Origin of the sequence: Pseudomonas cerasi (assembly GCF_027983475.1) — a bacterium.
Classification (GTDB): domain Bacteria; phylum Pseudomonadota; class Gammaproteobacteria; order Pseudomonadales; family Pseudomonadaceae; genus Aquipseudomonas; species Aquipseudomonas cerasi.
The window spans coordinates 760,227-783,062 of record NZ_JAQJVM010000002.1 but is presented as its reverse complement, the minus strand read 5'-3'; the positions used below and the strand labels follow the sequence as shown (position 1 = coordinate 783,062).

Here is a 22,836-nt window from a genome sequence, read left to right as displayed (position 1 = left end):
ACTGCCTGCTGCTCTCGCGAGCAGTGGGCAGTTTTTTATAGGGCGACCGGCTACGCTATGCCACTCGCCACACCGCATCACCGCCGGTCACATAGACCGTGCTGTCCTGCGCGGGACGAATCTGAAAACCACCGGTGAATTCGCCGAAGGCTGGCAGCAGACTAACTTGCCGGCCCAGGTAAAAACACGCCAGCCGCAAGCTTTGCCGGCCGCGCCCGTGTAGCCGATACACCGGATGAACGTGCCCGGCCAGTACGTGCAGGTCAGGGTGCGGATCGGGCTCGTGCTGCAGTGCAAATGGCCCGAGTGCCAAGGGCTCGGGGACCACATCGATGCCCAGATAAGCGGGTGGATCGCCAGCCCGTTTGTCATGGTTGCCGCGGATCAGTGTGATGCGCAGTGTCGAGCGTTCTGCCCGCCAGTGTTCCAGCGCCGCCAGCGTGCCGACCGCGTGAGATTCCGGCGCGTGCAGGAAATCGCCCAGAAAGATCAGATGATCGCAGGGATAGGCCTTCAAAAGGCTGTCCAGGCGGCGCAGATTCTCCTGTGTAGTGCCGTGCGGCACCGGCTGGCCGAGCTTGCGATAGGCGGCCGCCTTGCCAAAGTGCGCATCGGCAATCAGCAAGGATCGTTCGGCGGGGTAGTAGATGGCCTTGTCGGCCAGCAACCACAGCTCTTCTCCTGCCAGCGTGACAGCCAGATACGGGTTCATTGTTCAGTCTCCGGGCCGGCGGCTTTCTCCAGGTCGCGGACCATTCGCGCGATGCGGTCGGCAAGTTTCTCCGAACTGAGGCTTTCGCGAAAGCGTTCGACCAGCAATGGAAAGGCCAGCGGAGTCGCGCGCTTTATTGCGTGCAGGTCCAGCGTGCGGCTGTTGATCTGGCGCAACGTCAGTTCCAGACGCTGCAGGTCCAGTTCCTGACGCAGGACTTCCTGTTCGGCCTGGGTCAGCAGCATGTTGTCCGCGTCGTACTGCTTGAACACCTCGAAGAACAGTCCGCTGGATGCCTGAAGCTGACGATTGCTCTTGGCCGCGCCAGGGTAGCCGGAAAACACCAGGCCAGAGATGCGCGCGATTTCCCGAAAGCGTCGCAGGGCCAGCTCGCCAGCGTTCAGGCTGGCGATAATATCGGCTAACAGATCCGTTTCGCTGAACAGGTCAGCCTGCAACGCTTGCGCCCAGTCGATCTCGCTGGCACTGAGCAACTCCAGCCCGTAGTCGTTGACGGCAATGGAAAAGGTCAGCGGCCGATGCCGGCTCAGGCGCCAGGCCAGCAGGCTGCCCAGTCCCAGGTGCACGTGTCGGCCGGCGAACGGGTAGAGGAACAGGTGCCAGCCTTCGCGGGATTTGAGTGTTTCGGCCAGCAATGTGTCGCGTCGTGGCAGCCCTGACCACTGCTGCTGCACTTCCAGCAGGGGTTTGATGGCACGCATTTCCGGGCTGTTGAATTCGCCTCGTGCAGCGGCATCGAACTTCTCCACCACGGCATCCGCCAGTTCGCTGGACAGCGGCATTCGACCGCCATTCCAGCGTGGCACGGCGGCTTTTTTGCCGGTCGCGCGCTTGACGTAGGCCGTCATGTTTTCCACTCGAACCAACTCCAGCAAGCGTCCGCCGAACAGAAAGCCGTCACCGGGTTTGAGTCTGGCGATGAAGCCTTCTTCGACGCTGCCCAGCGAGCCACCGCCGCCACCTTTTTTCCAGTATTTCAGGTTGACGGTGGCCTCACTGACGATGGTCCCCACGCTCATGCGGTGACGTCTGGCAAGACGCGCATCGGGGACGCGCCAGACGCCGTCCTCGTCAGGTTCGGCACGGCGATAATCAGGGTAGGCGGTCAGCGAGTGGCCACCGTTGCGGACAAACGCCAGCGCCCATTGCCATTGCTCGTCGCTGAGGTCCCGGTAAGCCCAGGCGCTGCGTACCTCGGCGAGCAGCTCATCAGGCAGGAAACCACCGCCCAGAGCGATGCTGACCAGGTGTTGGACCAGCACGTCCAACGGCTGGAGCGGTGATTCGCGGGGTTCGATCATCCGTGCTTCGACGGCGTCGTGAGCGGCAGCGGCTTCGACCAGCTCCAGGCTGTGGGTCGGCACCAGCGTCACGCGCGAGGGGCGACCCGGCGCGTGGCCTGAGCGCCCGGCGCGCTGCATCAGGCGCGCGACACCTTTGGGTGAGCCGATTTGCAACACGCGCTCCACCGGTAGAAAGTCCACGCCCAGGTCCAGACTGGAGGTGCACACCACAGCCTTGAGTGCGCCTTCTTTCAACGCGCGCTCGACCCAGTCTCGGACCTCTCGCGCCAGCGACCCGTGATGCAGGGCAATCAACCCGGCCCAGTCGGGGCGGGCTTCCAGCAGCGCCTGATACCAGATTTCCGATTGTGCCCGAGTGTTGGTGAACACCAGACAGCTCGCGCTGCTTTCCACCTCGGCGACGACCTGCGGCAACATGCGCAAGCCCATATGCCCGGCCCACGGGAAGCGTTCGATGGACGGCGGCAACAGCGTATCGACCTGTAAGTCCTTGACGATCTTGCCTTGCACGGTCACGCCGCCGTCGCCGATCAGCACCTGCTGCGCGTGTTGCTGATTGCCCAGCGTCGCGGAAATGCCCCACACGATCAGTTGCGGATTCCAGCGCCTCAGGCGCGCCAGGGCCAGTTGCAACTGCACGCCGCGCTTGTTGCCGATCAGCTCGTGCCATTCGTCCACCACCACCATCTTCAGTGTCGACAGGGCGACATGAGCGTCGGCACGGGTCAGCAGCAGCGTCAGGCTTTCAGGGGTGGTGATCAGGGCAGAGGGCAGCCGCCGGCTCTGCCGGGCCCGTTCGCTGCCGCTGGTATCGCCGGTGCGCAAGCCGACCGACCACGGGATATCCAGTTCAGCCAACGGGGCCTCAAGGGCTCTGGCGGTATCGGCGGCCAAGGCGCGCATGGGCGTGATCCACAGCACACTCAGCGGTTCAGCGGGCGGTTTGCGTTTGCGGGGTTTGTTGTCAGCGGTGAGCGTATTGGCTTTGGCGAAGCGGTTGAGCGCAGCGAACCACACGGCGTAGGTCTTGCCCGAGCCGGTGCTGGCATGCAGCAATCCGGACTCACCGTTTTTTACCGCTGCCCAAACTTCCTTCTGAAACGCAAAGGGCTTCCAGCCCCGGGCGAGAAACCATCGTCGAGCGAAATCGGTGGGTCTGCTCATCCGTTTGAGTGTGCTCTGAGTGGCGTTAAGTCAGAGACAGCAGAGAAAGGGTAATAGTTTTAAATGGTTATGTGGCTGATCGCTCCTGGATTACCCATCGTGCCGATGCTCCGCGTCGACATGCCGTTCTGGACGCTCTGCGTCCTGTTTATGACTCGCAGCGTCATGAAGGCCATTCCCACGCTGGAGCGTGGGAACGAGATTTGAGGGTGGTCCAAACGTGTGTACGCAGCAATCGGTGCTACTTCAGATTGCCGCTCAAGAACTGCTGCAAACGCTCGCTTTTCGGATTGTTGAGTACTTCGTCCGGGTGGCCGGACTCTTCGATCTGGCCCTGGTGCAGGAACACCACCTGGCTCGCCACCTTGCGTGCGAAACCCATTTCGTGGGTCACCAGAATCATCGTCCGGCCTTCTTCAGCCAGGCCTTGAATGACTTTCAGCACCTCACCGACCAGCTCCGGGTCCAGCGCGGAGGTAGGTTCGTCGAAGAGCATGATTTCCGGCTCCATCGCCAGCGCACGGGCAATGGCCACGCGCTGCTGCTGACCACCCGAAAGAAACGCGGGGTACTGATCGGCAACACGCTCCGGCAGACCGACCTTTTCCAGGTATTTGCGCGCGCGCGCCTCGGCTTCGGCCTTGGGCACGCCCAGGACCCGGCGCGGCGCCATGGTGATGTTTTCCAGCACGGTCATGTGCGCCCACAGGTTGAAGTGCTGAAACACCATCGCCAGCCGCGTGCGGATACGCTGCAGCTCATCCGGGTCGGCAACGCGCATGCCGTCCTTGTCGCTGACCATGCGCACTTGCTTGCCATCCAGGCTCATCGCCCCGTCACTGGGCTGTTCGAGAAAATTGATACAGCGCAAAAAAGTGCTCTTGCCGGAGCCGCTGGCCCCGATCAGGCAGATGACGTCACCGCTGCTGGCCTTGAGCGATACGCCTTTGAGCACGTGATTGTCGCCATAGCTTTTGTGCAGGCCATCGATGGTCAGTTTTTGCATGACAGGTCCTCAAGGAGAAAGTAGATAGCCGCTGCGATAGGCCTGGGTGCCGGCGATGTGCGCAATGACCATGCCGGCAGTCGCCATGCGGCGCAGCGAACGCGCATACAGCAGGCCTGCGTTGAGGGCATGGATGCAGGTCACGGTGTCGCTGATCGGGTCGATGACCTCGGCAATCAGCTGGCCGGCCTCGACGTGTTCGCCAGGCATCGCACAGAACACCAGCAGGCCGCCGACCGGCGTAGCCACCGGTTCGACCGCTGCTAGTGGCGTAGCGGGGTAGAGCAGTTCGGGCAGCGGCTGCAGATCGCCGTCGATGATGCCAGCGTCGATCAGGTAATGGATGATCGCCTGACAGTCGCGGCTGGCCAGCGCATGGTTCACATCGCCTTGTCCGCGCAGCTCCAGAGTCACTGAAAAGCTGCCCATGGGAATCGGAAAACGCTCGCCAAAGCGTTGCTGCAATTGCCACCAGACCAGCGTAAAGCACTCATCGAACGACTGCCCGCCTGAGTCGGTTGCCAGCAGGCTGGCTTGCGCGCCCAGGTAGCGTGATAGCGGTTCGACTTTTGGCCAGGCCTCGGGCGTGGTGTACAGGTGCTCGACCGACTCGAAATCACAATGCAGGTCCAGCACCATGTCGGCGTCGCAGGCCAGGCGCTGCAGGGTCAGGCGCAGCGATTGCAACTGGGTGGTCGCCGACAGGGCATTCAGCGCCGCCAGCAGGCTGTCCCTGACCAGTGCGCGGTTATGCTCTGCGTCGGCAGTCAGTCGGGCTGCAATGTCATCACCGACCTGAGTGCCGAGATCGCTGAACCAGCGATTGAAATTCTGGCCGCTTTCCAGCTCGTAGCGGCCCAGTGGGGTGTCCATCAGCACCTGTTCCAGACCGATCGGGTTGGCGACGGGCACCACAACGATTTCGCCCAGCAGGCGCCCGGCATTTTCCAGTTCGGCCAGACGCTGCTTCAGGTACCAGGCCACCAGCATTCCTGGCAGCTCATCGGCATGCAGCGACGCCTGGACATAGACTTTGCCGGTGCCGTTTTGCGGACCGTAATGGAAGCTGTGGATCTGCCGGCCAGTGCCGGGCACTGGCGACAGCAAGTCATGGGTGTGGTGGCGCATGTTCAGTCCTGATTAATGGGCCGGGCCGAGAAAGGCCAGCCAGCGGCGTTCGGCAAGGCGGAACAGCCCGACCAGAATGAACGTCACGGTCAGGTACATGACGGCGGCGATACCGAAGGACTGGAAGGTCATGAAAGTGGCAGAGTTGGCGTCCCGCGCCACTTTCAGGATGTCCGGCACCGTGGCGGTAAAGGCCACGGTGGTCGAGTGCAGCATCAGGATCACTTCGTTGCTGTAATACGGCAGCGAACGGCGCAGCACCGACGGCATGATCACGTAGGCGTAAAGCTTCCAGCCGGTCAGGCCGTAGGCCTTGGCCGCTTCGACTTCGCCGTGGGCCATGCTGCGGATCGCCCCGGCAAAGATCTCCGTGGTGTAGGCGCAGGTGTTCAGAGTGAAGGCCAGGATCGTGCAGTTCATCGCATCGCGAAAGAACGCATCAAGCATCGGCTGTTCACGCACCGCAGCAATGCTGTAAATGCCGGTGTAGCAGATCAGCAACTGTATATAGAGGGGCGTGCCGCGAAACAGGTAGGTGTAGAACTGCACCGGCCAGCGCACCCAGCGGTTTTTCGACACCCGCGCAATCGACAGCGGGATCGACACGCAGAAGCCGATGGCGATGGAGGCGCTGAGCAGCCACATGGTCATCGCCAGGCCGGTGACGTTGACGCCATCTGTATAAAGGAAGGGCTTCCAGTATTCCTGCAGCAATTCGATCATCGCTGTGCCTCCCGGCTGCCTGCGGCGTAATACCGCTCAGCCCAACGCAGGGCGAAGTTCGAGGCGCTGGTGATCAGCAGGTAGATCAATGCCGCCAGCACCAGAAAGTAGAACAGCTGATAGGTGCTCTTGCCCGCGTCCTGTGACGCCTTGACCAGATCGGCCAGGCCGATGATCGACACCAGCGCAGTCGCCTTGAGCAGCACCTGCCAGTTGTTGCCGATGCCCGGCAGCGCATAACGCATCATCTGCGGGAACACGACGTAACGAAAGCGCTGGCCGCGTTTCAGTCCATAGGCTGTCGCTGCTTCCACCTGACCGCGAGGTACGGACAGGATCGCGCCGCGAAACGTCTCAGTGAAATACGCACCATAGATGAAGCCCAGGGTGATGACGCCTGCGCCGAACGGGTTGATCTCGATGTATTCCCATTCCATCGCGTCGGTCAGCATGGTGAGCCAGGTTTGCAGGCTGTAGAAAATCAGCAGCATCAACACCAGGTCCGGAACACCACGGATCAGTGTCGTGTAAATTTGCGCCGGCACGCGCAGCAGCGCCGAGCTCGACAGTTTGGCGCTGGCCCCGATCAGTCCGAGCAGAATGCTCAGAGCAAGCGACAGCACAGCCAGTTTGACGGTCATCCAGGTGCCTTCCAGCAACAGCGGGCCAAAGCCCTTCAGGCTGAATGCCGAGAGTCCCAGGTTTTGCATGAGTGCATCGAGCATGGATAGGCCTTGTTACCAACAAAAACGCCCACCGATCGGGCGACGAATCATCGCCGAAATCGATGGGCGTCGGGGTGTTATTTACCGCTATAGAGATTCAGGTCGCCAAAGTGTTTTTTCTGGATTTCAGCGTAGGTGCCGTCGTCGTGCATCGCCTTGATGCCTTTATCCAGCAGCGCTTTGAGTTCCTTGTTGCCCTTGGCAATGCCGATGGCGGTTTTGGCCGGCAGCAGTTCGCTGTCGACAGGCTTGCTGACTTCGTAGTCGGCACCGGCTGGCGATTTGAGGAAGCCCAGTTCGGCCTGCAGCATGTCCTGGATAGAGGCGTCCAGACGGCCCGAAGTCAGGTCGGCGTAAACCTGGTCCTGGTTGGCATAGGCCTTGGTGGATACACCAGCCTTGTCCAGTACGGCCTTGGCGTAGGCTTCCTGGATGGTGCCTTGCTCATAGCCCACGGTCTTGCCTTTCAGGCTGGCCGGGTCGGCGGTCAGGCCTGCACCTTTCTTGAACACCAGCGAGGTCGGGCCGGAGAACAGTTCGTTGGAGAAGTCGATGACTTTTTCGCGAGCCGGGGTCACGGTCATCGAGGAAATGACGCCGTCGAATTTGCGTGCCTTGAGGCCAGGGATCATGCCGTCGAAGTCGCTTTCGACCCATTTGCAGGTGACTTTCAGCTCTTTGCAGATCGCGTTGCCCAGATCGATATCGAAACCGACCAGGCTGCCGTCGGCCGCTTTGGACTCGAACGGTGCGTAAGATGGATCGACGCCGAAGCGCAGTTCCTTGTATTCCTTGGCCATGGTGTTACCGGCGGCGATGCACAGAGCCAGTGCAGAAAGAGTCAGCCATGCTTTTTTCATTGTTCAGTCCTTAAAACCTTAAATGGGGCGTTGGGAATACGCGAAGCGTGCTACCGGCAAGTGCCAGACAGGCATTGGTTAGCAATTTCCGAACCAGAGGAACGAACGTGCGTTTGAAATATAAGGGGTTGTCGCTATTTCATATAAACGGCTGGCAATAGGCCGCCCATGCGCGCTTACAGGGCTGGTGTTCATCGCCCGGTCCGACACAAGATGCTTGTTCAGGTAAGAAAGAGCGGAAGATTGGTAACGAATCGGGAAGTTTCCTGCGTGGAGACGGGATGATTCGTTCGTCGGTGTTTCAAAAAGGTGCACGGTATTTCCCGTGCGCCTTTTTGGTGCTCTAGTTCAGCAGGTCCTGCAGCGTCGCCAGACTGTCGGCTTCGGCGACCGGCTTGTCCTGCCGCCAGCGCAGCATGCGCGGAAAACGCACTGCGATGCCGCTCTTGTGGCGCTTCGACAGCGCGATACCTTCAAAGCCGAGCTCGAACACCAGCGTCGGGGTGACGCTGCTGACCGGCCCGAATTTCTCCACCGTCGTCTTGCGAACGATGGCGTCGACCTTGCGCATTTCTTCATCGGTCAGCCCCGAGTAGGCTTTGGCGAACGGCACCAGGGTGCGTTCACTGGCGTCGGGCGGGCCGTCCCACACTGCAAAGGTGTAGTCGCTGTACAGGCTGGCGCGTCGTCCGTGACCGCGTTGCGCGTAAATCAGCACGGCGTCGACACTGAACGGATCGATTTTCCATTTCCACCACACCCCCATGTCCTTGGTGCGACCGACCCCATACAACGAGTCGCGAGCCTTGAGCATCATGCCTTCGACGCCCAGGCTGCGCGAGGCTTCACGCTGGGTGGCCAAGTCGAGCCAATCCTTGCCGGTGAGCACCGGGGAGGGCATCAGTACCTCGCTCTGGCAGGTTTCGATCAGGGCTTCCAGTTGCGCACGGCGCTCATGTTGCGGGCGACTGCGCCAGTCATCGCCTTGCCACTCCAGCAGGTCATAGGCGAGCACCACGACCGGAACGTCGGCAAGAATCTTTTTGCCGAGCGTCTTTCGGCCTATGCGCTGTTGCAGCAGGGCGAACGGTTGAACCGAGGGCGCAGCCGCAGGCGCATCGCTGTTCAAGGCAAACTCCGCATCGGCATCGGGGTTCGCATCGGGGGCTTTCCAGACCACGATTTCGCCATCGATCACCGTGCCGTCCGGCAGGCACTGCACCAGGCTGTGCAACTCTGGAAAACGGTCGGTTACCAGCTCCTCGCCGCGCGACCAGATCCACAAGCGTCCGTCACGTTTGACCAGTTGCGCGCGAATACCGTCCCACTTCCATTCCACCTGCCAGTTCTGCGCCGGACCGAGCAACTCCTCGAACTGATCGGCGGGCTGTTGCAGGGAGTGGGCGAGAAAAAACGGGTAGGGCTGGCCGCCGCGTTGGGCGTGCTCATCTTCGGATTCAGGCGCGATCAGCTTCAAATAGCGTTCGGCGCTGGGTCGGTGCGACAGGTCGGTGTAGCCCACCAGTCGTTGTGCGACACGCTTGCTGTCGATGTCTGCCAGCGCTGCTAGCGCACGGGTGACCAGCAGCTTGGACACGCCGACGCGGAAGCTGCCGGTGATCAGCTTGATACAGACCATCAGGCTGCTGCGATCCAGCTGCGACCAGAACAGCGGCAACCGCTCGGCGAGTTCTTCAGGCGGCAGGCCGCGCAATGGCAACAGCTTGTCTTCCATCCAGGTGGCCAGACCTTCGTCATTACTGTGGTCGGCCTGGGGCAGTAACAGCGACAGGGTTTCCGCCAGGTCGCCGACCGCCTGATAGCTTTCTTCGAACAGCCATTCCGGCAGATTTGCCAGGGTCATTGCCTGCTCGCGCAGCACACGAGTAGGTACCAGTTGCCGTGGACGTCCGCCTGACAGAAAGTACACCGCCCAGGCGGCGTCTTCTGCAGCCGCCTTTTCGAAGTAGTCGCGCATGGCGGCAAGTTTGGCGTTGCTTGACGTAGTCGCGTCCAGTTGTGCGTAGAGTTCAGCGAAAGCTTTCATGACTGAGCCTCACCCGTGCCTGCCGCCTCGGGTTCGCTGGTTGCCGGGTTGCTGTCTTCTTCATCGCCGTATTCGGTGCTGAAGCCTTGCGCATCCAGGCCCAGTTCACGCAGGTAGCGCACCAGTATGCCGACCGAACCGTGGGTCACCATGACGCGTTCGGCGCCGGTCTGTTCGACAGCCCATAGCAGGCCCGGCCAGTCGGCGTGATCGGACAGCACAAAACCACGATCCACACCGCGCCGGCGTCGTGTACCGCGCAGCATCATCCAGCCGCTGGCAAACGCATCGCTGTATTCGCCAAAGCGCTTCATCCAGCTGCTGCCGCCTGCCGAAGGCGGGGCGAGAATCAACGCCTGGCGCAGTGCGGGATCGGTCTTTTTGAAATCGCCGGCGTAGTGGGTTTCGGGGATGTAGATGCCGCCCTCGCGATACACACGGTTCAGCGGTTCAACGGCGCCGTGGACCAGAATCGGCCCGATCTGCGCGTCGATGCCATGCAGAATGCGCTGGGCCTTGCCGAACGAATAGGCGAACAACACGCTGGCCTTGCCCTGGGCTGCGTTGGCACGCCACCACTGGTTGATGCCTTCGAAGATCTGCGCCTGCGGTGCCCAGCGATAGATCGGCAGGCCGAAGGTCGATTCGGTGATAAAGGTATGACAGCGCACCGGTTCGAAGGCCGCACACGTGCCGTCCGGCTCGACTTTGTAATCGCCGGAAGCAACCCAGACCTCGCCTTGGTACTCCAGTCGCACTTGCGCCGACCCCAACACATGCCCGGCCGGATGCAGGCTCAGTTTCACGCCGTGATGGGTGATGGTTTCGCCGTATTCCAGGGTCTGCAGATTAATGTCCTGCCCGAGGCGCGAACGCAGAATGCCCTCGCCACTGGCCGCCGACAGGTAATGCTCGTTGCCGGTACGGGCGTGGTCGCCATGCGCGTGAGTGATGACTGCCCGTTCGACAGGACGCCATGGATCGATGTAGAAATCACCGGGTGGGCAGTACAAACCTTCGGGGCGTGCAACGACAAGATCCATGGGGCAACCGTATGGATGGGCTTGTTAGCTATGAGCCGGTAAGGATCTGGAAGTTCGGGGAGTTTGCGTGAGGGCTGCGGAGCGTGAGGTGCGATAAATGTCCAAAAGAACACTATCGTGCATAAAAGCGCTTTTTTGTCGCGATGGCACAGACGACGCCGAGTGCGACGTAAGTGACAGGGCGAAGGAACCCGACGAAGTCGGGCCGGAAACCGGAGCGAAAGGCGTAGGCTACTTTGGCCTCATCAAAGTAACTCGCCGAGGGGCGAAAAGGTGACTTGAGTCGAGCCTAAATCCACCTGACACCACAGAACCGCTGTGTGACGCGGAGCGTCACGAAAGGCATTACCACGCTGGAGCGTGGGAACGATAGGTGTCCTGGAGAACACCCTCGTGCCCATGCTCACTTTCGGCGCTTACTTGCCCGGCGTCAGCGTCAGGCGCTGTTTGCCGTAGCCCTTTTCGTAGTTCTGTTGTTGCACCGGAATCGACTGGTACTGGCCTTTCTGCCAAGGCTCGATGCTGTTGGCGTAATACGGGCTGGCCGGGTTGCCGGATTGGCCGGTGCTGATCAGTCCGGTCATCGGTTCGACCAGGCTGAAGTCGACAATCATGCGCAGACCGGGTGCCATGCGGGCGTCGAAGCCCTTGCCCCACTCGAAGCCGGACACGTTCAGCGTCGTGTGATCACCCCCCGCTGGTGTGGCGCCACGGTTGAACTCGCCGCCACCCAACTGTTTGGCCAGCGGGCTGGTCGAGGCCCAGTTGTCGCGGTGCAGTTTGCCCCATTGCCAGGCCTTGTGATCGCTGCCCAACAGGCTGTCGCCGCTGGTGATGGCGGCCGCCAGACTGCGCGCAAGGATGGTCGGTTTATCTTCCTTCTGCGCGGTTTTGACGTCATCCCAAAATGGACTGTCATCGCGACCCAGCAAGTGGTCGGCCTGTGGCGAGTAGGATGAACTGGCGTTGGCCACCAGTGCCTGCCAGGCAGGGCTGGTTTCCGGGCCCAACTCATCAAGGAAAATCTGCTTGGCGCTTTCCTGCAGAAACAGCTCGTACAGCGCCGCATCAGCCGACGTCGCACTGAGCTTGCCATCGAACGCCATCAGGCGCGTGAGCGCTTCGCGGGCCTTGTTGCGCTCAGCTTCGGGCAGAGCATCAATGGCCTGTTTGAGCGGCTTGCTCATGCCCGGCGCCTGGAACATGGTCTTGAGCTTGGCGGCGAACGTCGTGGTCTGGTCGTATTGCATGGCGATGGTGCTGCGCAGGTCCTGCTTGCCGCCGTTGGCGAGTTCGGCAATCCGCTCGGCGCGCTCCGGGTAGCCCCACGAGTTGGAGAGCTGCATGCCGTAGCCTTTCGGAATCGTGCGCTGGTTGGCCGCTGCAAGCCAGCCCTGGCGCGGGTCCTGATCATAGGGGTGGAGCATCGAGTCGGCGAAGCCGTCCCAATCGTACTTGCCATCCCAACCCGGCGAAGGCAGCAGGCCCTGGCCTTCACGGCGGTTCGGGAAGCGGCCGGTGACCTGCCAGCCAATGTTCGAGGCGTCGGCAAAGATCATGTTCAGGGTGATCGCCCGAATCTCGCGGCTGGTATCGAAGGCTTTCTCGACGTTAGGCGCACGGGACAGGTCGAAGAACGCATCCAGGCTCTTGTCGTCCTTGAAGTTCGGAACCTGCAGCGCCAGGCTCAAACCGTTGCCGGGCGGGGTTGCAGAGGCGTTGAGCAGCGCGCCGTGGCGGGTTTCGTACACGGTTTCACGCAGCGGGCTGCCGCCCTTGACCAGAAAGGTTTCCTGATGAGCCGCCGCTGGCAGCCATTTGCCGTCAGCCATATAGGAGACGCGGTTGCCTTCGCGCTTGATCTTCTCCAGAAACAGGTCCTGGTTGTCGCCCTTGACGTTGCTCATGCTCCACGCCAGTTTGCCGTTGAAACCGCTGAGCACCAGCGGCATACCGGCGATGGTGACACCGGACACCTGGTATTTTGGTGCGCGGATCTGCACGAAGCTCCAGGCAGAATTGAGCCCGGCAGGCAGCTGCATGTCACTGGCCAGCAGGCTCTTGCCGTTTCGGCTGCGTTGTGGCGCGATGGCCCAGTTGCTGGAGGCCGCGACACCGAGCATGTTCAGGTCCGAGAGCTGCAGGGCGATCCTGTTCAGATCGCTCAGGCCGGTGACCTGATTGTTCAGGTTCAGGCCTTTGAGCTTGTCGGCTTCGGCGAATGGCAACTCTTCGTCAGGGTAGGTCGGCAGTAGCCAGGCGAGTTTGTCCGCGCTGACTTTCTGCGCCAGAACCAGCGCCGACAGCTCTTCCTGCAGGTTGACCGACAGGCTGAAGTTGAGCAGGCTGAAGATCAGCGCCGAGTCTTCCGGCTTCCAGTATTCCGGCTTATAGCCCGAACTGGCGATATCGGCAGGCAGCTTGTCGCGATAACGGAACAGGTAGGCGTTCACGCCGCGCGCATAGACATCGAAGAAGCGTTTCAAGCGTGGCGATGCGGCGTTGTACAGGTCGCTGGCATTCTGCTTGAGGTTGACCGAGCGCATCAGGCGGTCGACGTCCAGCGCATCTGCGCCGGCCATTTCCGACAAACGGCCCTGCGCCAGCAGGCGCATGCCGAGCATCTGACCGATTCGATCACCGGCATGGACGTAGCCGAGCGTGAACAGCGCATCGTGGTAGCTGCTGCTTTCTATCAGCGGCATACCCATCGTGTTGCGGCGCACCGAAACGTTCTGCGCCAGCCCTTTGAGCGGGAACGTCCCGGAAACAGGCAGCACGGTCTCGGGATCGCCGCCGCCCAACTGGCAGCCGGCAAGGCTCAGGAAGCTCGCCGCAGCGGCGGCAGCGCCGAATCGGGGTAGAAAATGACGAAGGGCTGGCGAGGCCATGGGCAAGCTCCTGGAGGGGTAACGTACAAAAGCCGCTACGTTAGAGAGCAGGCAAGCCGCACGCAAGCGGCACGGACTAGTTTATTTCAGGATTTTGCAGAGGCTGACCAGACGCCTTTAGTTCGCAACGCTCTGCGCTACATGGCAGCCAGTGGCTACATGCCTTAGGTCCCTAACTGAAGGCATGCAGCACACTCAAATGAAAACGGCCTGCAATGCAGGCCGTCGTCAGAATGCTCCGCGCCTTACGCGCCGTGGCATTTCTTGAATTTCTTGTCGCTGCCGCATGGGCAGGGATCGTTACGACCGACATCCTTGAGGGTATTGCGCACTGGCTCCTGATGGGCGTGACCGCAGTTCGGACCGTGTACATGGCCGTGCTGGTGGTCGTGGTGATCGTGATCATGGTCGCAATCGGGGCCATGCACATGGGCTTGCTGGTTCATCGGTTTTACTCCGCAATTAAAACTGGCGCGCATTATCCCGCAAATCATGGCAAAGCAGTACCGCCATATCAGGATTCGCATAGCATCGATTTTTAAGTATGCTTAGTTTTAGTCGAGCGTTTTTCAGCGTTCTTTATTCCATGTGCAGAGCCAACTCCATGACCCGACAGGAACGCATCGCCAGGGCAATCGCCGCCAGTGGCCTGAAGAAAGGTGAGATTGCCGCCCTTTGCGGCGTGGCCAACTCTGCCGTCACCCAGTGGATCAGCGGAGAAAGCAAGAGCCTGAGGCCGGAAAACCTTTACGCACTGGCTCGTGCCACGGGCTTTCGTGCCGAGTGGCTGGCGATTGGCGAGGGGCCGGAAAAGGCGCCTGCCTTCGACGCCAACGTTGCGCTGATCGATCAGCCGAAAATGTCCTTCCGTTATCCGGTGATCAGCTGGGTCTCGGCAGGCTCGTGGGAAGAGGCGGTTCAGCCTTACCCCGACGGTTTTTCCGACCGCTATGAAATCTCCGACTACGACTCCAAGGGGCCGGCGTTCTGGCTGGAGGTCAAGGGCGATTCGATGACCGCACCCACCGGCGTCAGCGTGCCGGAAGGGATGCTGATTCTGGTGGACACGGAGGCCGACGTGCAGCCTGGCAGGCTGGTCATCGCCAAGCTGCCCGCCAGCAACGAGGCGACGTTCAAGAAGTTGGTCGAGGATGGTGGCACACGCTACCTGAAGCCCTTGAACCCGGCGTACAAAATGATCGAGTGCGGTGCCGACTGTCGCATTATCGGCGTGGCCGTGAGGATGACCGGCAGGCTGTAAGCCCTGCGTGGCAGGGCGTGCGGGCATTTTTGTCCAAGATGCTCGGCAGGACACGTCCTACGAAATGCTTGCGAGGTTCATGCAGCTGGAATACTGTATTTATATACAGTTATGCCTCGGAGGCTATCATGGCTGGCAGTAATAATGGATCGACAGGCAGGTCTTCCTACGAACAGATCGGCAAGCGCATTCAACGGCTGGTCTCCGCGCCGAATGTTCAAAAGACCCAGTGGGTCATCGTCGTCCGTCGTGATGATGAGCCCTTGGACAGCTGGAACGTGGTGCTGCAGGAAATCGAAGAGACCGAAGGCATCGAGATTGACCGTCAGCCAGACGGTTCGATAAGGATCGGCTGGCAGCGCTACATCGATAATTGACCTCAAGCCTCTGATGCTCGCCCGGTAGCGCGGTGGGTTGATGGCATATGTTTGCCTGTTTTTTTAAGCATGCTTAATTTTTTGATTTTTGAACGGTCCCGACGCCGCAGCAATTCCCGGCAGGTCCCCCAGTGTCTGAATTTTTCTGTGTTCGTGAACGGCTGTATTTCTTGAACGGAGTCAGAAGCGATGGATATCTTGAATGGTTTGGCAGACCGAGGCGAATGGCTGGTAGCCGGTCTGGTGGGTGCGATCATTTCTGGCTGGTGGCATAAGGCAGGTCTGCTTGACTGGCGTGCCTGGCTGGTTTTTCTGGTGACCGGTGTGGCTTGTGCTGTGTTTCTCACCGGCATTGCCAGTGATTACCTTGGCGTGGCAGACCCGCGCAACACCACGGGCGTGGGGTTTCTGCTGGGATCGTTCGGCGGTGCGCTTATCAGTGCCGTCAATCGGGCATTGTGGGCCGCGGACATCTGGAAGTTTCTTCTGGAACTGATCAAGGGCAAGCTGGGCGGATAGCCGGAATGATCATCGGCGCTGGATCAGGTCGTGCGGCAGCACATCGCCTGATGTGCCGATGCGGACGTTGTGCCTGAACACGATGCCGGTCTTGAGCTTGCCGTCCAGCCGATAATGGATCGGCTCATCAGGCTTTTTCAGCAGTTGAGCGATGTACCGTGCGTAGCGCCAGAGGTTGGTGCGAATCGGCACCACAAAGGTTTTGCGGCTATTACCGTCGACGACAAACCAGTCGCTGAACGTGTCATCGACGAGGACCACGTCATTGAGGGTGATCTTGTACTTCAGGCCACGCACCAGCAAGCTGTCTTCGTTGGGGTTTTCAACTTCGAAGTACAGCTTGAAATCCTGCTGTGTCAGCCTTGCCTTGACCACCTGGACCTTCAGCAAATGCACTTCCGGTTCCTGAGTGCGGTCAAAACTCAGGAGTGAGCATCCGCCGAGCCCGAACAGGATCAACGCAAGGCTTATGATTCTTGTAATGTGCGCCTGAAAAAACATGGATGTGCTCCCTTTGACGCCTGAGTCTACCAACTCGACGTTCAACGGCAACGCGCTTATTGCGCTGTACCACGCTACGCCATACTTTTACTGACGTGCATATCGGTGTCTTCTTCCATGAATCTCTACGAAATTGTCTTCAGCGCTGAACTCGTCGCCGGAGCACAACCCGAGAAGGTAAGGGCTAACCTTGGCAAGCTGTTCAATGCGGATGCTGAACGTCTGGACCTCCTGTTCTCGGGGCGCCGACTGGTTCTGAAAAACAATCTCGACGCCGCAACCGCAGAAAAATACCGCGCCACCCTGGAGCGCGCAGGTGCTCTGGTGCGTGTGCTGGAAATGAATACGCCACCGCCCATGGAAGAAGTCGAACTGGCGCCGCCGCCCGACGCACCGACCTGGTTGCGCAAGACCTCGGTCAGTCCGGGGCGTTTGCAGATCAAACCGCGCGACGCTTACATGGCGGCTTTTGTGGACGTCGATGCGCCGGACTACTCGGTTGCAGAAGCGGGCGTCGAGTTGCTGCCCGGCAAGCCTCAGCCTGTTGCGCCGCTGCTGGATCTCTCGCGTTTGAGCCTGGCCCCGGTGGGCAGCGACATGGGACAGGTGGAAAAGCCCGAGTCGCAGGAGGCGCCCGATACGTCGCATCTGAAGATCATCCCGGAGTGATGCTGCGAGCCCGCTGAATCCTGAAACGGAATTATTTTCAATCAGCCCTGTTACTTTCGAGCGTTCGTCCGGCTAACAGGCATTGAGAAGTATTCCATCAGGAGTTGCCCGATGTCCCGTTCGTTAGACACCCTTCTGCGTCCCAGTCTGTTGGCCGTGGCGATCGCCCTGTGCACGCCTCTGACCAGCCCGCTGTCGATGGCGGCGCAGCAGGCCAGCGTGGTTGCCTATGATCTGCCCGCAGGCCCGATGGCGACCACGCTGAATCGGATCTCCAGCCAGGGTGGTCTGGCACTGAGTCTTGACCCGGCGTTGGTCGCCGGCAAAACCAGCTCGGCGGTGAAAGGCAATTTCGATGCGGCGACGGCCTTGCGTGAGGCCCTGCGTGGCAGCGGTCTGCAACTGGTGCAGAGCAGCGCCGGCACCTACACACTGATGGTCATGGAACAGAACGCCTTGAACCTGTCGGACGTCAACATCAACGCCAATAGCACGCCCCTCGAAGGTTCGGAAGCAGCGGGTTATCGCAGCGAGACCGTCAGCAGCGTCGGCGCGCTGGGTGGCATGAGGCTGCAGGACACGCCTTATTCCATCAGCGTCACGCCTCAGGCATTGCTGAAAAACATCCAGGCCACCTCGCTGGACGATGTCATCAAGCACAACCCGTTCACCCAGATGTACTCGCCGACCAGCGCCGGCTACGCCAGTGCCGTCAACATTCGTGGTTTCAGCAGCGCGGGCAGCCTGAACATCGCCAATGATGGCCTGCGTTTCACCAACGGTGCCGACGGCAGCAACTACATGGAAGAGATGGAACAGCTGGAAGTCATTACCGGGCTAACCGGCTTCCTGTATGGTCCGGCCTCGCCGGGCGGGCTGGTCAATTACGTGCTCAAGCGCCCGACCTATCAACGCTACAACAGCGTCACCCTGGGCAATGCCGGGGGTGAGAATTACTACCTGCACGGTGACTTCGGCGGGCCGATCGACAGCGAGGGCAAATTCGCCTATCGCCTCAATGTGCTGACCCAGGATGGCGAAACGGCCGTCGATCTGAACAAGCGGCGTCGCGAGATGATTTCCCTGGCGCTGGACTGGAACGTGTCCGACGACCTGCTGGTGCAGTTCGACGCCTCGCACAAGAAGACCGAGATTCGCGGCCTGACCAGCTACTGGTATTTCGGTGACCAGTCCCTGCGTCCCAGCGCGGCATCACTGGACAACGACAAGCTCTACAGCCAGAAGTGGTCGTTTTCCGATTACGAGTCCGACAAGGCCGGTGTTCGCGCCAAATGGCGCTTGAACGACACGTTCACCTTGCGCGCAGCCTTCGCTGCCCAGCAGTACACCTCGGAGAACACCTACACCGGGCCGACGGTCTACAGCGCGGGCCTTTACTCGCAGCCGCTGTATGCCTTCGCCCCGATTGAAACCGAAGAAAAGACCGGCTCGTTGTTTCTCGATGCGGCGTTCGATACCGGTTTCATCGGTCACAAGGTCACCGTGGGCTATCAGGGCAATACCTCGCGCCAGAAACAGTACGAGGATCACATCCCGTACACGCCCGATCAGCCAGGCCCGCAATACACCTCGCCGGTGGGCACAATACCGCTGGACCAGACGCCTCAGGTCGGTAAACCGTCGTACTCGATCGGGCATGGCGACCAGCGCCTGGCCAACAGTTCGGAAAGCAACAATGTCCTGATCGGTGACGTCATCACCTTCAACGAACAATGGTCAACGATCCTGGGTGTGACCAACACGCAGATCAAAACCTACGCCAACGAGTTCGTCTATGCCAAGGCGTTCGGCTCGGCGGAAACCGAGACGAAATACAATGAAAGCAAGACCTCGCCAAACATCTCGCTGGTCTATAAACCACTGCCGTGGCTGACCACCTATGCGACGTATATAGAAGGCCTGCAATCGGGTGGCGTCGCGCCTAGCGGTACGCTCAATGCCGGCCAGGCGTTTGCGCCTGAAATCAGCGAGCAATACGAAATTGGTGCCAAGGCGACGCTGGGCGAAACCCTGCTGACCCTGGCGCTGTTCAACATCGAAAAGCCCAACGGCTACACCACGGGTGGCAACATTTACGTGGTTGACGGACGTCAGGAAAACAACGGCCTGGAATTCAGCGTCACCGGCAAGGTCATTCCGGAACTGACTGTGGTTGGCGGCTTCACCTTACTGGACCCGAAAATCAAGAAAACCGGCGTCGCCGCGGATGAAGGCAACGTGCCGACCAACGTCGCCAAACAACTGGCCAAGGTCTATGCCGAGTACGACATCAACCCGGTACCAGGCTTGGCCATGACTGGTGGGGCGTTCTACACCGGCAAACAATACACCGATCAAAGCAACGAAAACGACCTGCCGTCCTTCACCACCTTCGACGCCGGAGCCCGCTACCGCCTGCGCCTCTCAGAAAACGACCTGACCCTGCGCGTCAACGTCAGCAACCTGACCAACAAGGAATACTGGCTCAACAGCAGCTACCTGGGCGACCCACGCACCGTCGCGTTCTCGGCGCAATTGGAGTTTTAAGGTGAGCCCAATCCACCTGATAAGGCAGACCGCTGTGTGACGCAGAGCGTCACGAACTGCATTCCCACACGGAGCGTGGGAACGATGGTCAACCGCAGAGTTCTCGACGCTCAAGCAAAGAGACGCAACTCAGTCCACATAAGCCGAGCAGCACTTCTTGAACTTCTGCTCACTGCCACACGGACACGCATCATTACGCCCAGCCCTCAACGGCACGGTAGAGTCGATAAAATACCAGCGCCCCTGATTCTGCACGAACGACGAACGCTCCTTATGACTGTGCTCACCATTGCCGTCATGCCAGCGAGCGGTAAAGGTCACGAACGCATGCTCCGGCTTACCGCCGAACACCTCCGAGCTTTCCACCTCCAGCCCCAGCCAAGTGCTCTGCGCACTCCACTGCGCGATAGCCTCACGGTCCAGCCCGTCTTGCTGCACCGGCAAAGTGGTCTGTACCAGATAGTCGGTCAGCCCCAACACATAGGCGCTATAACGCGAGCGCATCAGCTTTTCCGCGCCGGGTGCAGGCTGACCTGCGTGATAGCGACCGCAGCAGGCCAGCAACAGATCGCCGCTGCCGCAAGGGCAAATGGCACTACTCATAGGTCACCACCAATACTTCCCAAAATTCTCCGGGTTGGCCCAGTACTTCGCGTTCAGCCAGTCGGGCACCTGTTTGTACTCACGCAAGTCGTACGTAAACAGGTTCAGTACCTGCTCGTTGCGGGCGAAGCGTTCGCTGGACTGCAGCGCCAGCGAGAAAAAATCCGTCTCCTGCCAGCCGCAGGCCTGCAAATCGGCGAGCACCGCGATGCGGCTGGCGTTGAGGTTGCGGATGCCACCCAACAGTTCCAGGCCGGTACGCTTGGGGATGTGCTCAAGGCAATCGACCACCAGCGCCAGATCGAAACGTTGCGCAGCCAGATGGGCAGGCAGCGCACCGGGTTCGGCCAGCGCGACCTCGGTCTGCGGATGGGCCTCCTGAAAGGCCTGCAACGCCGGGAACGCCTGAGCGCCGATCAACAGCAGGCGCTGCGGCGCATAGCGATCGAGCAAGGCAGCCAGCGCTTGTTGGGGCGTACGGTTCGAGTAGCCGACGGTCATTGAAAGTCCTCTGGTTGGCTGACAAGACTAGCCTGCCCGGCGAGGTCTGGAAAGCGTCGTTCACGGGCCTTCAGGTGCAGCGACTGGTTCATTAAGCCATTTGGCAGAGACTTAGATTATAAAGTTACTTGCAAGCTGTTTTAAGAGGTATTAGGATCCCCGGCACAAATTGGATCCCAAGAGTGACTGCATGGACGCGACGCCTAAACACCCTCAATGTAACTCAATTGTATTTTCTGCGATGCCTTGATAAAGGCGTGCACTTACTGTGTGTCCGGCGGGCATGCAGAATATTCTGGCCATGGGCTATTAGGCGTACAACGTTCATTATGATGAACCGCTTTTCTGTGCGCCTTGAATACGCAAAGCAATGATATCGCCCGGGTTATCCGGGTGCGTGCCGGTACAGCTATTAAAAAAGCGCTGGTTGTTCAGCTGCCGCATCTGGCAATAGGCAGGGGCGCCTGTTTGACGTCATTTTTTGTTTTACGCAATCGCTGTTTGACCACTCGATCAGCTTTTGCTCTCGGTTCAGGCCGTCGGTCATTTGTTTTGTTGTGATACGGATAACACGGTTCAGCATGGCGCTGAACATTAAATGTCATTAAGCCATTAATGATTAACATGGAGAGAAGCAAACGATGATATCCACCGCTGAGATGCTAAAGACGCTTGAAAGCACCGTTGACGCCTGCCTGGAAGCAGAATTCAAAAAAGACACTGTCATGGGCGAGTTCCATAAAGGCGACTGGTTCAATGAGTCTTATTACAAGCGTCATATCCTGGAGTGCGTGATCCGCATTCACATGAACAACGAACTGGACGCACGGGCTGTACAGGTTGCGGCGGTCGATAACATTTCCGCGGCCAAACAATTGTCCTACTATTTGTATGATGAGTTCGGCCACGACGAAATGTTCGGTCAGGACCTCGCTACGTACGGCTATTCCCCTTCCGATATTCAGGCGCAGTTCGCCTTTCCGGAAACCTGGAAACTCATGGGTTACCTGAACTTCTGCGTCAGCAAGTTCGGGCCATTGTCCTCGATCACCTGGGACTGGTTCCTCGAATACTACGGCGACAAGTACAGCTCGTTCATCACTCAGAAGGCCAGCGCCAGCATGGGCCAGCCAGCGGTCAGCGGAGCGGCTTCGCACGTGGCTTTCGACGAAGCCGAGGACCACAGCGGCATGATGAACAACATGCTGGCGTCGGTTATCAAGGATGAGAAGGATCTGCAAAAGGCTGTCGTTCATATCAAGGCATTCGTGCCGATGGTCGGTGAGTACTTCCAGGCCCTGCGTGCAGCAACGCTTTAATACACCTTACTCAAGGTCGGTGTAATGGCAATCTACAGTGTTCGTATTGGAGACCAGACTTACACCGCCGAGAGTCAGCACCCCCTTACCGATGCCCTTCCTCATGAAGCGTTGGTAAGGGGGTGTCTCAAAGGGGTGTGCAGAGTGTGCAAGTGCACACTTGTTTCGGGTCGCGTTCTGGAACAGGGAAAAGTCGTTGCCTTGAATGAAGCCTTTTTGCCATGCGTCAGTCGTGCTGAAACGGATATTGATATCCGCGTTGCGATCAGCACTTTTCATAAGGCCAGGCTGAAAAGCAAACGGATTCTGTCCGGGCAAATCATGGAAGTCGTGCTTGAGGTCAAAAAGGTTTTTTATAACGCCAAGTCGGTCATCAGCTTGAAATACCCCGAGGGTACAGCGGTACGAAGTTATTCCGTGGTCACCTTGGGTGGCAAGGATTACGACAGCCTGACCTGCCATGTGAAATTGCGTGAGGGTGGCCTGTTCTCGGGCTTATTGGTGCAGTGGCCAATTAGCGAACCGTTGGAGTATTCAATTGCAAGTCCTGCCTTGCCGGTCTATGAACAGTCCCTGAGTCGTTTGAATGTCGTGAGCGGTGGAAGTGGAATGGGGGCGGCACTGAGCCGTGCACAGGAACTGGTGACGAAGTACGGTATTAGTGAAGTTGCCATTTACGCCGTCAATCGTGCAGGCCTAAGCGATTATCACGCAGGGTGTATAGAGGTCTTCCGCAAGACGGTTGAATGCGACGTTCAGGTCACCAACTTTCCATTTTCCGAATGGACCCACCCTGACTTCGCCATTGGCGAACACTTGATGCACGACACGCTCACCATCGGCGTCGGGTCGGATGGGGTGATCGGCAAGTTAAAGAACCTTCCCTTGTGTGAACTTGAAAGTTTTGGATAGTCG

General features: G+C 59.5%; 21 protein-coding genes. 7 read left to right on the top strand and 14 right to left on the bottom strand.

Features of this window, described 5'->3' with window-relative positions; translation table 11 throughout:
- Positions 1–55 precede the first annotated feature (55 nt).
- The 11 genes from pdeM to PI739_RS12550 all read right to left on the bottom strand — a co-directional run bounded on the left by pdeM (position 56) and on the right by PI739_RS12550 (position 14,070).
- Complete coding sequence (gene pdeM / locus PI739_RS12600) at positions 56–712, bottom strand: ligase-associated DNA damage response endonuclease PdeM (protein ID WP_003363575.1); 657 nt, start codon at positions 710–712, stop codon at positions 56–58.
- Positions 709–3,201 (bottom strand): ligase-associated DNA damage response DEXH box helicase, encoded by a 2,493-nt coding sequence (locus tag PI739_RS12595; RefSeq protein WP_042930180.1) that lies wholly within the window; start codon positions 3,199–3,201, stop codon positions 709–711. The genes pdeM and PI739_RS12595 overlap by 4 nt, the downstream gene beginning before the upstream one ends.
- 241 nt (positions 3,202–3,442) lie before the next feature.
- Positions 3,443–4,207, bottom strand: a complete 765-nt coding sequence (locus PI739_RS12590) for an ABC transporter ATP-binding protein (RefSeq protein WP_003431202.1) — start codon at positions 4,205–4,207, stop codon at positions 3,443–3,445.
- Positions 4,208–4,216: 9 nt separating this feature from the next.
- Positions 4,217–5,335: a succinylglutamate desuccinylase/aspartoacylase family protein gene (locus tag PI739_RS12585; protein ID WP_003431200.1), complete on the bottom strand. Its 1,119-nt coding sequence runs from the start codon at positions 5,333–5,335 to the stop codon at positions 4,217–4,219.
- Between the two features lie 12 nt (positions 5,336–5,347).
- Positions 5,348–6,058, bottom strand: coding sequence for an ABC transporter permease (locus PI739_RS12580; RefSeq protein WP_003363569.1), 711 nt, complete (start codon positions 6,056–6,058; stop codon positions 5,348–5,350).
- The gene (locus PI739_RS12575; protein ID WP_003363567.1) at positions 6,055–6,783 is read right to left on the bottom strand and encodes an ABC transporter permease; all 729 of its coding nucleotides are present in this window, start codon (positions 6,781–6,783) and stop codon (positions 6,055–6,057) included. Before PI739_RS12575 ends, PI739_RS12580 begins: the two co-directional genes overlap by 4 nt.
- A gap of 77 nt (positions 6,784–6,860) precedes the next feature.
- Positions 6,861–7,643, bottom strand: coding sequence for a transporter substrate-binding domain-containing protein (locus tag PI739_RS12570; protein WP_003363566.1), 783 nt, complete (start codon positions 7,641–7,643; stop codon positions 6,861–6,863).
- A gap of 343 nt (positions 7,644–7,986) precedes the next feature.
- Positions 7,987–9,690: an ATP-dependent DNA ligase gene (locus tag PI739_RS12565; RefSeq protein WP_054082119.1), complete on the bottom strand. Its 1,704-nt coding sequence runs from the start codon at positions 9,688–9,690 to the stop codon at positions 7,987–7,989.
- The gene (locus PI739_RS12560; RefSeq protein ID WP_054082120.1) at positions 9,687–10,733 is read right to left on the bottom strand and encodes a ligase-associated DNA damage response exonuclease; all 1,047 of its coding nucleotides are present in this window, start codon (positions 10,731–10,733) and stop codon (positions 9,687–9,689) included. The genes PI739_RS12565 and PI739_RS12560 overlap by 4 nt, the downstream gene beginning before the upstream one ends.
- A 416-nt stretch (positions 10,734–11,149) precedes the next feature.
- Positions 11,150–13,624, bottom strand: a complete 2,475-nt coding sequence (locus PI739_RS12555) for a penicillin acylase family protein (protein ID WP_054082121.1) — start codon at positions 13,622–13,624, stop codon at positions 11,150–11,152.
- A 245-nt stretch (positions 13,625–13,869) separates the two neighbouring features.
- Positions 13,870–14,070: an SEC-C metal-binding domain-containing protein gene (locus tag PI739_RS12550; protein ID WP_003431196.1), complete on the bottom strand. Its 201-nt coding sequence runs from the start codon at positions 14,068–14,070 to the stop codon at positions 13,870–13,872.
- A gap of 158 nt (positions 14,071–14,228) precedes the next feature.
- Between PI739_RS12550 and PI739_RS12545 the strand changes: the two genes are divergently transcribed.
- The 3 genes from PI739_RS12545 to PI739_RS12535 all read left to right on the top strand — a co-directional run bounded on the left by PI739_RS12545 (position 14,229) and on the right by PI739_RS12535 (position 15,781).
- Positions 14,229–14,885 (top strand): LexA family protein, encoded by a 657-nt coding sequence (locus PI739_RS12545; RefSeq protein WP_003431195.1) that lies wholly within the window; start codon positions 14,229–14,231, stop codon positions 14,883–14,885.
- A gap of 128 nt (positions 14,886–15,013) precedes the next feature.
- Entirely contained in the window at positions 15,014–15,262 is a 249-nt protein-coding gene (locus tag PI739_RS12540) for a DUF1654 domain-containing protein (RefSeq protein WP_003363552.1), read from the top strand.
- A gap of 189 nt (positions 15,263–15,451) precedes the next feature.
- Positions 15,452–15,781 (top strand): hypothetical protein, encoded by a 330-nt coding sequence (locus PI739_RS12535; RefSeq protein WP_003314406.1) that lies wholly within the window; start codon positions 15,452–15,454, stop codon positions 15,779–15,781.
- Positions 15,782–15,790: 9 nt separating this feature from the next.
- Here PI739_RS12535 and PI739_RS12530 read toward each other — a convergent pair whose 3' ends face one another.
- Positions 15,791–16,282: an LEA/WHy family protein gene (locus PI739_RS12530; protein WP_003363550.1), complete on the bottom strand. Its 492-nt coding sequence runs from the start codon at positions 16,280–16,282 to the stop codon at positions 15,791–15,793.
- Positions 16,283–16,399: 117 nt separating this feature from the next.
- Here PI739_RS12530 and PI739_RS12525 point away from each other — a divergent pair, with 117 nt between their 5' ends.
- On the top strand, positions 16,400–16,951 hold the full coding sequence (locus PI739_RS12525) for a hypothetical protein (RefSeq protein WP_054082123.1): 552 nt from the start codon (positions 16,400–16,402) through the stop codon (positions 16,949–16,951).
- Between the two features lie 111 nt (positions 16,952–17,062).
- Positions 17,063–19,498, top strand: a complete 2,436-nt coding sequence (locus tag PI739_RS12520; RefSeq protein WP_003431191.1) for a TonB-dependent receptor — start codon at positions 17,063–17,065, stop codon at positions 19,496–19,498.
- A gap of 129 nt (positions 19,499–19,627) precedes the next feature.
- On the opposite strand, the gene PI739_RS12515 is transcribed toward PI739_RS12520, so the two are convergent.
- Together PI739_RS12515 and PI739_RS12510 are read right to left on the bottom strand one after the other, a co-directional pair.
- A complete protein-coding gene (locus PI739_RS12515) occupies positions 19,628–20,101 on the bottom strand; it encodes a YchJ family protein (RefSeq protein ID WP_003431189.1) in 474 nt (157 codons plus the stop codon).
- A 3-nt stretch (positions 20,102–20,104) separates the two neighbouring features.
- Entirely contained in the window at positions 20,105–20,602 is a 498-nt protein-coding gene (locus PI739_RS12510; RefSeq protein WP_003363541.1) for a DUF6231 family protein, read from the bottom strand.
- 641 nt (positions 20,603–21,243) lie between these two features.
- Here PI739_RS12510 and PI739_RS12505 point away from each other — a divergent pair.
- Positions 21,244–21,921 (top strand): iron-containing redox enzyme family protein, encoded by a 678-nt coding sequence (locus tag PI739_RS12505; RefSeq protein ID WP_003363540.1) that lies wholly within the window; start codon positions 21,244–21,246, stop codon positions 21,919–21,921.
- 24 nt (positions 21,922–21,945) lie between these two features.
- Positions 21,946–22,833, top strand: a complete 888-nt coding sequence (locus PI739_RS12500; protein ID WP_230082011.1) for a 2Fe-2S iron-sulfur cluster-binding protein — start codon at positions 21,946–21,948, stop codon at positions 22,831–22,833.
- The last annotated feature ends 3 nt before the right edge of the window (positions 22,834–22,836 follow it).

What these genes read in the sequence shown, in the direction of transcription:
- PI739_RS12540 (WP_003363552.1), top strand. Translation starts at nt 15,014, where the DNA reads ATGGCTGGCAGTAATAATGGATCGACAGGCAGGTCTTCCTACGAACAG.
- PI739_RS12560 (WP_054082120.1), bottom strand. Translation starts at nt 10,733, where the DNA reads ATGGATCTTGTCGTTGCACGCCCCGAAGGTTTGTACTGCCCACCCGGT.
- PI739_RS12570 (WP_003363566.1), bottom strand. Translation starts at nt 7,643, where the DNA reads ATGAAAAAAGCATGGCTGACTCTTTCTGCACTGGCTCTGTGCATCGCC.
- PI739_RS12565 (WP_054082119.1), bottom strand. Translation starts at nt 9,690, where the DNA reads ATGAAAGCTTTCGCTGAACTCTACGCACAACTGGACGCGACTACGTCA.
- PI739_RS12545 (WP_003431195.1), top strand. Translation starts at nt 14,229, where the DNA reads ATGACCCGACAGGAACGCATCGCCAGGGCAATCGCCGCCAGTGGCCTG.
- PI739_RS12590 (WP_003431202.1), bottom strand. Translation starts at nt 4,207, where the DNA reads ATGCAAAAACTGACCATCGATGGCCTGCACAAAAGCTATGGCGACAAT.
- PI739_RS12550 (WP_003431196.1), bottom strand. Translation starts at nt 14,070, where the DNA reads ATGAACCAGCAAGCCCATGTGCATGGCCCCGATTGCGACCATGATCAC.
- PI739_RS12580 (WP_003363569.1), bottom strand. Translation starts at nt 6,058, where the DNA reads ATGATCGAATTGCTGCAGGAATACTGGAAGCCCTTCCTTTATACAGAT.
- PI739_RS12500 (WP_230082011.1), top strand. Translation starts at nt 21,946, where the DNA reads ATGGCAATCTACAGTGTTCGTATTGGAGACCAGACTTACACCGCCGAG.
- PI739_RS12505 (WP_003363540.1), top strand. Translation starts at nt 21,244, where the DNA reads ATGATATCCACCGCTGAGATGCTAAAGACGCTTGAAAGCACCGTTGAC.
- PI739_RS12585 (WP_003431200.1), bottom strand. Translation starts at nt 5,335, where the DNA reads ATGCGCCACCACACCCATGACTTGCTGTCGCCAGTGCCCGGCACTGGC.
- PI739_RS12515 (WP_003431189.1), bottom strand. Translation starts at nt 20,101, where the DNA reads ATGAGTAGTGCCATTTGCCCTTGCGGCAGCGGCGATCTGTTGCTGGCC.
- PI739_RS12530 (WP_003363550.1), bottom strand. Translation starts at nt 16,282, where the DNA reads ATGTTTTTTCAGGCGCACATTACAAGAATCATAAGCCTTGCGTTGATC.
- PI739_RS12510 (WP_003363541.1), bottom strand. Translation starts at nt 20,602, where the DNA reads ATGACCGTCGGCTACTCGAACCGTACGCCCCAACAAGCGCTGGCTGCC.
- PI739_RS12555 (WP_054082121.1), bottom strand. Translation starts at nt 13,624, where the DNA reads ATGGCCTCGCCAGCCCTTCGTCATTTTCTACCCCGATTCGGCGCTGCC.
- PI739_RS12575 (WP_003363567.1), bottom strand. Translation starts at nt 6,783, where the DNA reads ATGCTCGATGCACTCATGCAAAACCTGGGACTCTCGGCATTCAGCCTG.
- PI739_RS12535 (WP_003314406.1), top strand. Translation starts at nt 15,452, where the DNA reads ATGGATATCTTGAATGGTTTGGCAGACCGAGGCGAATGGCTGGTAGCC.
- PI739_RS12525 (WP_054082123.1), top strand. Translation starts at nt 16,400, where the DNA reads ATGAATCTCTACGAAATTGTCTTCAGCGCTGAACTCGTCGCCGGAGCA.
- PI739_RS12520 (WP_003431191.1), top strand. Translation starts at nt 17,063, where the DNA reads ATGTCCCGTTCGTTAGACACCCTTCTGCGTCCCAGTCTGTTGGCCGTG.
- PI739_RS12595 (WP_042930180.1), bottom strand. Translation starts at nt 3,201, where the DNA reads ATGAGCAGACCCACCGATTTCGCTCGACGATGGTTTCTCGCCCGGGGC.
- pdeM (WP_003363575.1), bottom strand. Translation starts at nt 712, where the DNA reads ATGAACCCGTATCTGGCTGTCACGCTGGCAGGAGAAGAGCTGTGGTTG.